The organism is uncultured Campylobacter sp., from assembly GCF_937997535.1.
In the GTDB taxonomy this organism is placed as follows: Bacteria; Campylobacterota; Campylobacteria; order Campylobacterales; family Campylobacteraceae; genus Campylobacter_B.
In genome coordinates, this window is record NZ_CALKTT010000010.1 from 13124 (window position 1) to 25242 (window position 12119).

Below are 12119 nucleotides of genomic sequence, written 5' to 3' on the forward strand. Positions count from 1 at the left end.
CGGCGCGCCACAATTTAATATCGCACATCGCGCGAGAATTCACGCTACGCTTTGCATCGTGAGTTTGTTATTGCGCGCCGTGCGAGCGGCTACGGAGCGAGGTTTAAATTTACGCTTCGCATAGCTTCGCACAGGCGGGTTTGCGCTTGCGGAATTTGACTGCTTAGGATTGCACATTTGCCGCAATGCCCCGCATGTCGTACGCTTACGTAAGCCTAGTCTCGGCGATTATATACGGCGCCGTAAATTTAATCGTAGCTCGCGATCTAAGCCGCCTCGTCTGCGATACGCCGCGATTAAACTTCGGCTGTATTACAGCTGTGCCGCGACCGCGCCGCGTTAAATTTTACCGCGTGTTGCGATGGTGATTGCAGCGCAGGTTTGGCACCGCGTACCGTGCCTGTGAGTGCGTCAAAGTTTTGTTATAATGCGCCGCGTAAATGACCGCGTAAATTTAAATCGCATGCCGCGTAAGCGTACGTGCACTTTGGCATCGCGAGCTTGTTATCGCACGCCGCGCGAACGGCTGCGGAGCGGATTAGGCGCTATGTTTGCCGCGCGATGAGTGTTTGCCAAATGCGCACTAACGCCTGCCGCGGGCTTCGATCTGCAAAGCGTATATCGCGCAGAGGAGGCGCCTCGCGCAGTCTATAGGATTGCAAAGCGCGTCCCGTCCCGTCACGTGCATAGCTCCGCGTCGTGCGAGCAAGCGCGGGCTACGTAAATTTAAAATTCTATGAAATTTAGAAGTTTTAAATTCCAAATTTCATAAAATTTTGCGAAACGCAAATTTTAAAATTCCATAGAATTTTGGAATTTCGGAAAGGAAAAGAGATGGATTATCTTTGCGCCCCTTGGCGAAGCGAGTATTTTACCGAAAAAAGAAGCGGCTGTCCCTTCTGCGACGCGGCGGCGGATGCGGCGTTCGACGATCGCAACGGCGTGCTTTTTCGCGCACAGCACTGCTTCGGGGTGATGAACCTCTACCCTTACAGCCCGGGCGCGTTTATGGTCATACCTTACGAGCACGTCGATAATATCGAGTGCCTTAGCGACGATGCGTGGGCGGAGATGAGCCGCTACGTGCGCGCCGGAGTGGGGATTTTAAAGCGCACGCTGGGCGCAAACGGCGTAAATATCGGCATGAACCTCGGCGCCGCCGCGGGTGCGGGCATAGCCGAGCACGTGCACTATCATCTCGTGCCGCGGTGGCAGCGCGATACGAATTTCATCACGACGATCGCAAACGTCCGCGTAAACGGCGTTTCGTTCGCTCCGCTTTTTGAGAAGCTAAAAGCGGCTTACGCGGAGATTAAAATTTAAATTCGGAAGATCGAGATGGTATTGGCATGGGTTAAAAAGAACGATAAATGGGGTTTTATCGATAAAACGGGAAAGGAGATAGCTTCTTGCATTTATGATGACGTTTCGTATTTTAGCGAAGGCCTAGCATGCGTTAGAAAGAACGATAAATTCGGCTTCGTCGATAAAACGGGCAAAGAAGTTATTCCCTGCATATATGATCGGGCCGAGGAGTTTTGCGAGGGCTTAGCGTGGGTTAATAAGAACGATAAATTCGGCTTTATCGATAAAATGGGTAAAGAGGTGATTTCTTGTATATATGATGATGCTTATAATTTTGACGTAGGACTGGCGGAAGTTCAAAAAAGCGGCTATTGGGGTTTTATCGATAAAACCGGCAAAGAGATCGTTCCTTGTATATATGATGGCGTTGGCGTTTTTCGCGAAGGCTTGGCGGACGTTAAAAAGAACGGTTATTTGGGATATATCGATGAAACGGGAAAAGAAGTTATTCCCTGCATATATGATCGGGCCGGGAGTTTTTGCGAAGGCTTAGCAAAGATTGAAAAGGACGGCAAATGGGGCTTTATCGATAAAACGGGCACAGAGGTAGTTTCTTGTGTATACGAGCTTGCTTGGGATTTTGACAATACTTTGTGCGGATATTATGACGAAATCAAATATTGCGAAGGATACGTTAAAGTCAAAAAAGACGGCAAATGGGGGCTGCTCGATAATGAGGATAATGAAATTTTAAAGCCGGTGTTTTACGACGAGATAGAAGTTATTAAAATTCTAAGCGACGACTACGTTAAAATCGTGCTAGACGGTCGCGAAACGATCGTGAATAAAAACGGCAAGATAATATCGTAAATTTAAAGGAGAGATAATGGTTAGCGTAGAGCAAGCGATCGAGGATCTGAAAAACGGCAAAATGCTCGTTATGGTCGATGACGTTGATCGCGAGAACGAAGGCGATTTGGTGTTTGCGAGCACCTTTAGCAGCGCAGAGAAGGTAAATTTTGCGATCACGCACGCTCGCGGAGTGCTGTGCGTGGCGCTTAGCCCGCAGATTGCGCAGCAGCTAGATCTAAATTTGATGGTCGATAAAAACACTTCGAGCCACGAGACCGCATTTACCGTCACGATCGACGCGAAGGACGCCAAGACGGGCGTAAGCGCGTATGAGCGCAATATGACGATCGAGCTGATGTCGCGTGTGGGCGCTCGCGCGGATGATTTCGTCCGCCCGGGGCATATATTCCCGCTCATCGCCAAAAGCGGCGGCGTGCTCGCTCGCACGGGACACACCGAGGGCTCTACGGATCTATGCCGCTTGGCGGGGCTTTCGCAAAGCGCCGTGATCTGCGAGATCGTCAAAGACGACGGCGATATGGCGCGCAGGGACGATCTGGAAAAATTCTGCGCGCAGCACGGCATCAATATGATCTCGGTCGCGCAGATCGTGCAGTACCGCCTAAAACACGAAACTCTCGTTAAATTTAGCGAGCCAAAAAGTGCCATGCTGTGCGGCGAAGCGGCGAAATTTTGCGACGTGAGCGATCACGAGGGCAACGAGCACCGTGCCTATATTTTCGGCGAGCTGGGAAAGGACGCGCAGACGAACGTGAAATTTCATAAAATTTCAAGCGATTTGGAGTTTTTAAGCGATGCGAAATTTAACGATTTCATGCGCGATCTGGATGTTTTGCGCAAAGAGGGCGGCGTGCTTTTGATGCTAAAATCCGCGCAAAATCGCGCCGATTTTAAGAGCTTTGGCATCGGAGCGCAAATTTTAGCGCATCTGGGCGTGAGAAAAATCAAAATTTTAAGCAAGAGCGAGCCGAAAGATTACGCGGGGCTTAGCGGTTTTGGGATCGACATAGTTTGATAGCTCATATCGATTTGGACAGCTTCTTCGTCTCTGTAGCGAGGCTTGCCGATCCCGCGCTTGCGGGCAAAAAGATCGCGGTCGTCGGAGGCGGCGACGAGGAGATTTTCGGCGGCAAGAGCGAGCTTGGCAGCGTGATTTTAAGCGCGAGCTATGAGGCCAGAGCGGACGGCGTGCACTCGGCTCAGCCCGTAAAACAGGCGCTTGCTCTGTGCCCACAGCTCATTTTGGTGCGCGCCAGACATGGCGAATACCGAAAAATTTCACGCGAAATTTATGAGTTTTTACTAAACTTTACGCCCGAGATCGAAAAATTTAGCATCGACGAGTTTTTTCTAAATTTACGCGGCACGGCTTACGACGCGGACGCGCTGAGCTTTGCTGCGTTTTTGCAAAGCGAGATTATGCGCCGCTTTAGCCTTCCGTGCAGCGTCGGTCTTAGCGAAGCAAAACTTATCGCAAAGCTCGCCACTAGCCTTGCCAAGCCTTTCGGCGTGCGGCAAATTTTAAAATCGCAAATCGCGCGCGAGCTATCCGCCGTGCCGGTAGCGAAATTTTTTGGCATCGGCAAAGCGGCGCAAAAAACGCTCGGCAAATACGGCATCGTAAGCTTCGGCGATGCGTTAGGGCATAGAGAAATTTTTGAAAAGATGGGCGCAAACGGCAGGAAAATTTTTGCAGCCCTTAGCGGCGAGGATGAGGGCGAGGTCGTCTCAAAGCGCGAGCGCAAAAGCATCGGCTTTGGGCGCAGCTTCGCGCCGTGCGCCGATCGAGACGAGCTGCGGCGTAAAATTTTAATTTTGGCGCGCCATTTGGCGGGCGAAGTGCTTGCAAGGGGCCTAAAGCCCGCGACGTATGATCTAAAGATCCGCTATAAATCGCGCGAGGAGTTTTCGCACCAGATCAGCCAGGATAGGGCGTTTAGCTTAAGCTTGCTGAGCGAGACCGCGCTTGAGCTGTTTAGGCTCTGCGACGTGAAAAAAGGCGCGCAGATAATCCACGTAGCGCTAAATCTTTCAAATTTTAGCGGCAAATCGGGCAGCTCGCTGCTCTTTGGCGAGATCGATAAAAAGCAGCAGAGCTTAGATCGATCTTTAAGCAGGATTTGGGAAAAATTCGGCATCGAAAAGCTGAAAAAAGCGAGCGAAATTTGATTAAATTTAAAGGAAAAAGATGAAACTAGGCGAGCTATATTCGGTGATCTGCATAATCTTCGCGACGAATTTTAAAGGCGTGATAGATGAGCAGAAGTTGCGCGGCTTGGGCAAAAACTGGATCATCGTAAATAAAAATATCGAGAACAAAAACGGCCATGAGCTTTGGCAAAAGGTGCAGGGCGAGGACTACGCGGCGCTAGGGCGCGATTTTGAGGTGCTAAAAGAGGCGTTTGAGATGGATTTTTTCAAACTCATAAGCGAAAGCGAAGTGGAGCTGTTTTATGAAAAATGCCGCTTCAAAAAGCCTTTCGCGGAGCTTAAAAGCGCTCACGCAGCCAATATGCTAGCACTGCTTGCTATGATCTTTAAGCAAAACACGGACGCGAAATCGCATAAAATTTTGACGCTATATCTGGCGCAATTTATCATTCCGAGCTTTTCCGCGCTTGCTACGCACGTGCAGATAAACGCCAAAAGCAGCTACTACAAGGCGCTCGGGTGGTTTTTGGCGGATTTTTGCCGCGTGGTGAAAGAGACGCTGGGGCTTGGAATTTAAAATTTAGAACGCGCGCTCGGTATTTTTTTGCGTGTTTGACACGGAGAAGTGCTGCGTAGAGATAGAATTTAAAGCTTGCTTTCGAGATTTCTTGCGCTACAGCTTATACAGCTCCTGCGGGCGTGACAAGCTAAGCGAGGCGGGCGAATTTTATCTGCGCGGATGTAAAGTGTCTGCCTTGCTGTTTTTGTGCGTCGGTGCTTGTCGTATCGCGCGCGTCGTTTTGAATTCTGCGCGGCATTCGGCGCTTTGGTCGCGTTATGCGCATCATCCAGCCTTTGCCGTGCGCTGTCGGTATCGATACCGTGCGCGTCGCGTCTGCGCCGCGACGTTGCGTGCTTGGGTAATCCGTGTGTTGCTTTGTATGCCGCACAAGGCGCCGTCGTTTGAAATTTTACGTGAGGCGCAGGGCGCCTCATCGGGCACACAATCACTCGGCACTGCGCGTCTTACGTGTTTCGCGCGTGCGATCGAGCGTTCGAAAACTAGGGTTTGGCGCCTAGCGCTTGCGCCGCTCTGCGTCTTTTACCAAGCGTGCGTCACGCAGCGTCCGATGCGTGCCGTTAAATTTTAAAATTTAAAACAAAGGAAAAATTTGAATTACTGGAACGAAATTTACGCCCACTTTGATCCCGTGGCGTTCAGCACGTTTGGCATAAACGTGCATTGGTACGGCATTATGTATGTTTTGGCGCTACTTACGGCGCTATTTATGGCAAAGTATTTTGTAAAAAAGGATGGTCTTAACTTTAGTGATAAGATGCTTGATCGCTACTTTATCTGGGTCGAAGTGGGCGTCATTTTGGGCGCGCGGCTGGGATACATCGCGATTTATTCGGGCGATGCGGCGTGGTATTTCAGCCATCCGTGGCAAATTTTCAACCCCTTTCATAACGGCGAGTTCGTGGGCATCCGTGGTATGAGCTATCACGGCGCGGTCGTCGGATTCGTGATCGCGACGGTTTGGTTTTGCAAAAAATTTAAAACCGATATGTGGGCGCTGCTCGATCTCGTGGCACTTAGCGTGCCGCTTGGATATTTTTTCGGACGCGTAGGGAATTTTTTAAATCAAGAGCTTTTCGGGCGCGAAACAACCGAGCCGTGGGGGATTTTGGTGGGCGGTACATTGCGTCACCCAAGCCAGCTTTACGAAGCGGTTTTGGAAGGACTGGTAATTTTCGTGATTTTATTTTTCTACCGTAAATTTAAGAAATTTAACGGCGAGTTGATATGTCTGTATGCGATGCTATATACGGCGTTTAGATTTTTCGTAGAATTTTTTAGACAGCCGGACGACGGGCTTGGTTTTATATTTTTAAATTTATCGATGGGGCAAATTTTATCTTTGGTGATGTTTTTGATAGCAGTTTTCTTAAAGCAGTCTTTGAAGAAAAAACTAATTTGCAGAAATTAAATTAATCTAAAGTTAAAAAGTAATATAATCTCTTTACAAAAATGTAAATTTTCGTTTAGCGGGGATTTATAATCATCTTTTTTAAGGAGAACCTATGCTAGGTCGCATTGAAGGCTTTACGGGCAGATCCATAGACGGCAAAAAGAGCCGCATTATGGCTTTGCAAGACGTGGCGCAAAGCATCAGCGGGCTGATTTTGGCCTGTTTTATGCTGTGCCATATGATATTTACCGGCACGATTTTGATCGGTAAGGGCGCGTTTGAGGGCGTCGTGCATTTCGCCGAACCAGGCGGAATTTATTTCGTCACAAACATCGTCGCTTTTGTAATTTTCGTGATTTTCGTGATTCACGCATTTTTGGCGATGAGAAAATTTCCGGCTAACTACGCCGCTTACAGAGCGTTTAAAGCGCACAAAATGCGAATGAAGCATTGCGACACGACGCTTTGGTGGTTTCAGTTTTGGACGGGATTTTTCCTATTTTTCTTTGCGGCGGCTCATATTTTAATGATCGTATTCGGTCCGAAAATTACTGCAGATCTTGCTATCGCGCGCTTCGGACAGCTTCACCTATTTTATTTCGTTTTATTGATTTTCGTAGTAACTCACGCTAGCATCGGAATTTATAGATTATATATGAAATGGATCAGCATAGACGGTACGAAGGCGGAAATTCAAAGGAAAAGAGCCCTCATCAAAAAGACGGTTTTTATCGTTTGGGGCGCATTTTTCTTGCTTTCGATAATCGCCGATTTCAAATGGTTAAGTTTAGAATAGGGAGCTTGGGATGAATGTAATATATTGCGATTCTTTAGTTATTGGCGGCGGTTTGGCGGGCTTAAGAGCTGCGATCGCTACCGGAGAGAAGGGGCTTAGCACCATAGTTTTGAGTCTAATCCCTGTTAAGCGCTCACACTCTGCAGCAGCTCAAGGCGGCATGCAGGCGTCTCTGGGAAATTCCAAAATGAGCGAGGGCGACAACGAGGACGTGCACTTTGCCGATACGGTAAAAGGAAGCGACTGGGGCTGTGATCAAGACGTCGCTAGGATGTTTGCGCAAACGGCGCCTAAGGCGATCCGCGAGCTTGCGGGCTGGGGCGTTCCTTGGACTAGGATTACTAGAGGCGAGCGAAGCGCTATTATCAACGCTCAAAAAACCACGATCACCGAAAAAGATGAGGTTCACGGACTTATCCACAGCCGCGACTTCGGCGGTACGAAAAAATGGCGAACCTGCTATACCGCCGATGCTACGGGACATACGATGCTCTTTGCCGTTGCAAACGAAGCGCTAAAGCATAACGTAGATATTCATGATAGAAAAGAAGCGATCGCGCTAATTCACGCAAACAACCGCTGCTACGGCGCAATCGTGCGCGATTTGGTTACCGGCGAGCTGATCGCATACGTATCAAAGGGCACGCTAATCGCTACCGGCGGCTACGGCAGAGTGTATAAACACACCACGAATGCCGTAGTGTGCGAGGGTATAGGTGCTGCTATCGCGCTTGAGACCGGCGTCGCGCAGCTTGGAAATATGGAAGCGGTGCAGTTTCACCCAACCCCTATCGTTCCGAGCGGAATTTTGCTTACTGAGGGTTGCCGCGGCGACGGCGGAATTTTACGCGATGTGGATGGCTACCGCTTTATGCCGGATTATGAGCCTGAGAAAAAGGAGCTTGCTAGCCGCGACGTCGTAAGTCGCCGCATAATGGAGCATATCCGCGCAGGTAAGGGGGTAAAGAGCCCTTACGGCGAGCACGTTTGGCTTGACATATCAATCCTCGGACGCGAGCATATCGAGAAAAATTTACGCGACGTGCAAGAAATTTGCGAGATTTTCAACGGCATCGATCCTGCCGACACCGAGGTAATAACCGACGAGCAGGGCAGAAAGCGCGGCAAGGGCTGGGCTCCGATCCTTCCTATGCAGCACTACTCGATGGGCGGTATCAAAACAAAGGCTACGGGTGAGAGCCCAACGCTAGCTGGACTTTTCAGCGCCGGCGAGGCTGCGTGCTGGGATATGCACGGTTTTAACCGCTTGGGCGGAAATTCCGTCGCCGAAACCGTCGTAGCGGGCATGATCGTGGGAGAGTATTTTGCGGAGTATTGCCAAGGGCACGATGTCGATATCAATACGCACGATATCGAAAAATTCGTAGATAAAGAGAAAAATTACATTAAGAGCCTGCTTGAAAAAGAGGGTAAATTTAATGTATTCGAGATCAAAAACAAGATGAAAGACGTTATGTGGGAGCACTGCGCGATCTTCCGCACTGGCGAGGGATTAGCCAAAGCCGTAAAAGAGCTTGAAGAGCTTTACAAGCAGTCCTTGGACGTCAAAGTAAGCAATAAAGAGCTTTTCGGAAACCCAGAGCTCGAGGAGGCTTATCGCGTACCGAAGATGCTAAAGCTTGCGCTTTGTATCGCCAAGGGTGCGCTTGATCGCACTGAAAGCCGCGGCGCGCACTTCCGCGAGGATTATCCGAAACGCGACGATCTAAACTGGCTAAAACGAACGCTTGCGAGCTGGAAGGAGGGCGATACGATGCCTACCTTGACCTATGAGCCGCTTGATATTATGAAGATGGAGATGCCGCCTGCATTCCGCGGATACGGCGCCAAAGGCAATATCATCGAGCATCCAGACAGCGCCGTGCGCCAAAAAGAGGTCGATGAAATTCGCGAAAAAATGCAAGCCGAGGGCAAAGGCAGATATGAAATTCAAGAGGCATTGATGCATTATGAATTGCAGCCAAAATATAAAGCACCTAACGAAAGAGCAGGTATAGGATATGAGTAGAAAAATAACAATAAAGGCATTTAAGTATAATCCGTTAAGCAAAATTTCAAAGCCGCACTTCGTTACTTATGAGATCGAAGAGACTGACGGAATGACGTTGTTTATCGCGCTTAACGTGATTCGTGAGAGATTTGATCCCGAGCTAAGCTTCGACTTCGTTTGTCGCGCGGGTATCTGCGGTAGCTGCGGTATGCTCGTAAACGGTAAGCCGCAGCTTGCGTGCCGCACGCTTACTAAGGATTATCCGGACGGCGTGATTGAGCTTATGCCGCTTCCATTTTTTAAGTTGCTAAAAGACCTCAGCGTTGATACGGGCAACTGGATGAACGCGATGAGCAAACGCGTAGAGAGCTGGATCCACACCGATCACGAAACCGATATCTCCAAGCTTGAGGAGAAGGTCGAGCCGGAGGTCGCGCAGGAGGTTTTCGAGCTGGATCGCTGCATCGAGTGCGGTATCTGCGTAGCTGCATGTGGCGTAGCGATAATGCGAAAAGACTACATCGGCGCCGTCGGCATCAACCGCGTGGCACGCTTTCAGATCGATGCGTTGGATAAACGTAGCGACGCGGATTTTTACGAGCTCATCGGCGATGATGACGGAGTATTCGGCTGTATGACGCTGCTAGGCTGCGAAGACCACTGCCCTAAGCATCTTCCGCTTCAAAGCAAAATCGCCTATATCCGCCGCAAGCTTGCCGCTCAGGGCAAATGCGGCTGCGGTAAATAAAATTTAAGCGGGTTCTTCCCGCTTAAATTTATCTTTCAATTTTATAAATTTTACCTCGATAGACAAATTCCAAAATGCTTGAGTCAGACAAGCGAAGTAGCTTTAAATTTAATACTATCCCAAGCGATAAAGAAGTAAAATACGAAATCGCTTAAGATCGCTAGCAAGGGATAAGGATGAACGAAGCAAAGCCCAAAGAGTTAAAGAAAATTCTAAACGAACGACGTCAAAATGTGGAGCAGAGCTCTGGAAATAGTTTTAATCTTGAAAGCTTAAAATGCCCAATTCAAATAAACGGAATCTGGAACTAAAAAATTGTCTAGAAATTTTAATGATAGAAATTCCAATATAAATATAAATGCCCATTGTAAAAAAGAGTTAATAATAAAGGATTTTAGTGCCTTAATAGGTTTTTTCCAATTTTGTATATTAATATTGATCATAATACTTTCTCAAACAGGAATATTGTCTAATTTTGGTATTGAAAAATTTTCCGAATCAGAAGATTCTTATTTTTTCATTATTTTTTGCACTATTATTCCATTTATTAGAATTATTGAGCGCGATAAACCATTTAATAGGCGCTTTATAATTTTTAACGAAAAATTTATTTCGGTAGAAGTCGAAGGAATAAAAATCTTCCGAATAAATCTAGATGAAATTATTAAGATATCTAAAAATATGGATACTAGGACTTCTACACCAGAATATTTTCCAATTTCAAAAGAACTCTTCTATTTCTGTATATTTGCTACTATAATAACAATGATCTTATTTGTTTTTAAAGACTTTATAGTTGTATTTATATTGTTAGCCACAATATTCATTCTTCCAAAGAATTTAATTTGTACTGTAATTGGCGGCTTGGAAGCAAACAAAATATATGATCGTTTGGCAATATATTCTAAAGATGGCATCATAATAAATATTTTTATAAATTCTAATAAAGATTATTCGGAATTAAAGAGATACTTTTTATTACATAAGAGTATTAATATAGATAATGTTAGAAAAGAATTTATGATATTTCACAAGGAGTTTAAACATGGATAAGAGAGAATTAAATGCGCAAATTGAGCTTGATCGCGCAGAAAAGAATTTTCAAAATTTAAAGATAGTGCTCTGCTATTTTGTAATATAATTGAAGCTAGGTTCAGTAAATTTAATATCCATCTAAGCTACAAAAGGCAAAATAGGCAAACTTTCGAAATCGCTAGCGAGGGATAAAGATGAACGAAGCAAGGCTCGAAGAGCTAAAGAAAATTCTAAACGAACGGTGTCAAAATTTAGAGCAAGGCTCGGAGGGGAATTATGACGCTCAAAATTTTGATGCCTTAAATTTTGATATTTCAAAATCCGATACCTCAAATTCAAATGCTTCAAATTTCGATGCCTCAGATTTAAACAATACAAATTCTAAAGTTTTGAATTTTAATAACAAAAATGTAGACGATCTAAATTTAAACGCAGAGCGCGGTAGAAGATTTCAAAATTTACATTCAGATAGCGCTACTTTATTTAAAAATTCTAACGCTAGGAACTACGACAAAGATCCGATAATAATCAAAAATTATGAAAAGTTTTTTGTTTATGCCCATCTTCTTGTATTTCTTCCGGTATCAGGTATGCCACTATTTTTTATTCGGGATATTATAGATTTGGGATATATAGATAAAGTCGATTATTTAACAACATCTATAGCGATATTATTAATCGCCGTTATTACATATAACTTTACCGCAATACGCAATAAACGCGAAATAAGATTTACCGATCAATATATAGAATTTTTAGATAAAGGGGTCGTCAAAAGGCAGTGTAAGGTAGAAAAGGATAAATTATGCAAAAACTTTTCCACGCAAAATTTTAGCACTTCATGGTTTATCGCGGGGATCATATTGTGCATTGGTTCGCTAGGCATAATCTTAGTGATCTTATTTTTTATGTATGTGGCGAATATATTTATAAAATTCGTCGTGTATTTTTGCATAAATAAAGGCATAAAAGGATTTAAAATTTTTCCATTTATAAAAGTCGATGAGCCGTGGCATGGCGGATATTTATATTATTCCGTTGTCGTATCGGCACACTACTATTTGATTTATTTGTATAGTAGTGAAATTTACGACGAAGTTAGAGAGTATTTTCTACAGAAAAATATAAATATAGACTATATTAAAAAGGACTATACGGTTTTTATCTAGGAGGATATGCGAAGGGGCGGTAAATTTAAAACTAAAATTTCAATATTTTATGGTGCCG

Annotated in this window: 14 protein-coding genes; all 14 read left to right on the top strand. The window is 45.8% G+C overall.

The features are described from left to right. Window positions 1-194 precede the first annotated feature (194 nt). Window positions 195-368 (top strand): hypothetical protein, encoded by a 174-nt coding sequence (locus tag Q0117_RS01365; protein ID WP_297921499.1) that lies wholly within the window; start codon window positions 195-197, stop codon window positions 366-368. A 466-nt stretch (window positions 369-834) separates the two neighbouring features. Further along, window positions 835-1323: an HIT domain-containing protein gene (locus Q0117_RS01370; protein WP_297917433.1), complete on the top strand. Its 489-nt coding sequence runs from the start codon at window positions 835-837 to the stop codon at window positions 1321-1323. Window positions 1324-1338: 15 nt separating this feature from the next. Beyond that, window positions 1339-2175, top strand: coding sequence for a WG repeat-containing protein (locus Q0117_RS01375; RefSeq protein ID WP_297921502.1), 837 nt, complete (start codon window positions 1339-1341; stop codon window positions 2173-2175). Window positions 2176-2191: 16 nt separating this feature from the next. Continuing rightward, a complete protein-coding gene (locus Q0117_RS01380) occupies window positions 2192-3193 on the top strand; it encodes a bifunctional 3,4-dihydroxy-2-butanone 4-phosphate synthase/GTP cyclohydrolase II (RefSeq protein ID WP_297921505.1) in 1002 nt (333 codons plus the stop codon). Beyond that, window positions 3190-4347, top strand: a complete 1158-nt coding sequence (locus Q0117_RS01385; RefSeq protein WP_297921508.1) for a DNA polymerase IV — start codon at window positions 3190-3192, stop codon at window positions 4345-4347. Before Q0117_RS01380 ends, Q0117_RS01385 begins: the two co-directional genes overlap by 4 nt. Window positions 4348-4366: 19 nt before the next feature. Further along, entirely contained in the window at window positions 4367-4906 is a 540-nt protein-coding gene (locus Q0117_RS01390) for a hypothetical protein (RefSeq protein WP_297921511.1), read from the top strand. Between the two features lie 31 nt (window positions 4907-4937). Continuing rightward, window positions 4938-5480, top strand: coding sequence for a hypothetical protein (locus Q0117_RS01395; protein WP_297921514.1), 543 nt, complete (start codon window positions 4938-4940; stop codon window positions 5478-5480). Between the two features lie 21 nt (window positions 5481-5501). Further along, entirely contained in the window at window positions 5502-6320 is an 819-nt protein-coding gene (lgt, locus tag Q0117_RS01400; RefSeq protein ID WP_297921517.1) for a prolipoprotein diacylglyceryl transferase, read from the top strand. Between the two features lie 94 nt (window positions 6321-6414). Further along, on the top strand, window positions 6415-7098 hold the full coding sequence (locus Q0117_RS01405; RefSeq protein WP_297904688.1) for a fumarate reductase cytochrome b subunit: 684 nt from the start codon (window positions 6415-6417) through the stop codon (window positions 7096-7098). Window positions 7099-7108: 10 nt separating this feature from the next. After that, window positions 7109-9127, top strand: a complete 2019-nt coding sequence (locus Q0117_RS01410; RefSeq protein WP_297921520.1) for a fumarate reductase flavoprotein subunit — start codon at window positions 7109-7111, stop codon at window positions 9125-9127. Continuing rightward, window positions 9120-9857 (top strand): fumarate reductase iron-sulfur subunit, encoded by a 738-nt coding sequence (locus Q0117_RS01415; RefSeq protein WP_297921523.1) that lies wholly within the window; start codon window positions 9120-9122, stop codon window positions 9855-9857. The genes Q0117_RS01410 and Q0117_RS01415 overlap by 8 nt, the downstream gene beginning before the upstream one ends. A 176-nt stretch (window positions 9858-10033) precedes the next feature. Beyond that, window positions 10034-10168 (top strand): hypothetical protein, encoded by a 135-nt coding sequence (locus Q0117_RS01420; RefSeq protein WP_297921526.1) that lies wholly within the window; start codon window positions 10034-10036, stop codon window positions 10166-10168. Window positions 10169-10172: 4 nt separating this feature from the next. Then, entirely contained in the window at window positions 10173-10910 is a 738-nt protein-coding gene (locus Q0117_RS01425; RefSeq protein WP_297921529.1) for a hypothetical protein, read from the top strand. A gap of 176 nt (window positions 10911-11086) precedes the next feature. After that, window positions 11087-12061 (top strand): hypothetical protein, encoded by a 975-nt coding sequence (locus Q0117_RS01430; protein WP_297921532.1) that lies wholly within the window; start codon window positions 11087-11089, stop codon window positions 12059-12061. Window positions 12062-12119 lie beyond the last annotated feature (58 nt).

What these genes read in the sequence shown, in the direction of transcription:
- Q0117_RS01365 (WP_297921499.1), top strand. Translation starts at nt 195, where the DNA reads ATGTCGTACGCTTACGTAAGCCTAGTCTCGGCGATTATATACGGCGCC.
- Q0117_RS01370 (WP_297917433.1), top strand. Translation starts at nt 835, where the DNA reads ATGGATTATCTTTGCGCCCCTTGGCGAAGCGAGTATTTTACCGAAAAA.
- Q0117_RS01375 (WP_297921502.1), top strand. Translation starts at nt 1,339, where the DNA reads ATGGTATTGGCATGGGTTAAAAAGAACGATAAATGGGGTTTTATCGAT.
- Q0117_RS01380 (WP_297921505.1), top strand. Translation starts at nt 2,192, where the DNA reads ATGGTTAGCGTAGAGCAAGCGATCGAGGATCTGAAAAACGGCAAAATG.
- Q0117_RS01390 (WP_297921511.1), top strand. Translation starts at nt 4,367, where the DNA reads ATGAAACTAGGCGAGCTATATTCGGTGATCTGCATAATCTTCGCGACG.
- Q0117_RS01405 (WP_297904688.1), top strand. Translation starts at nt 6,415, where the DNA reads ATGCTAGGTCGCATTGAAGGCTTTACGGGCAGATCCATAGACGGCAAA.
- Q0117_RS01410 (WP_297921520.1), top strand. Translation starts at nt 7,109, where the DNA reads ATGAATGTAATATATTGCGATTCTTTAGTTATTGGCGGCGGTTTGGCG.
- Q0117_RS01415 (WP_297921523.1), top strand. Translation starts at nt 9,120, where the DNA reads ATGAGTAGAAAAATAACAATAAAGGCATTTAAGTATAATCCGTTAAGC.
- Q0117_RS01420 (WP_297921526.1), top strand. Translation starts at nt 10,034, where the DNA reads ATGAACGAAGCAAAGCCCAAAGAGTTAAAGAAAATTCTAAACGAACGA.
- Q0117_RS01430 (WP_297921532.1), top strand. Translation starts at nt 11,087, where the DNA reads ATGAACGAAGCAAGGCTCGAAGAGCTAAAGAAAATTCTAAACGAACGG.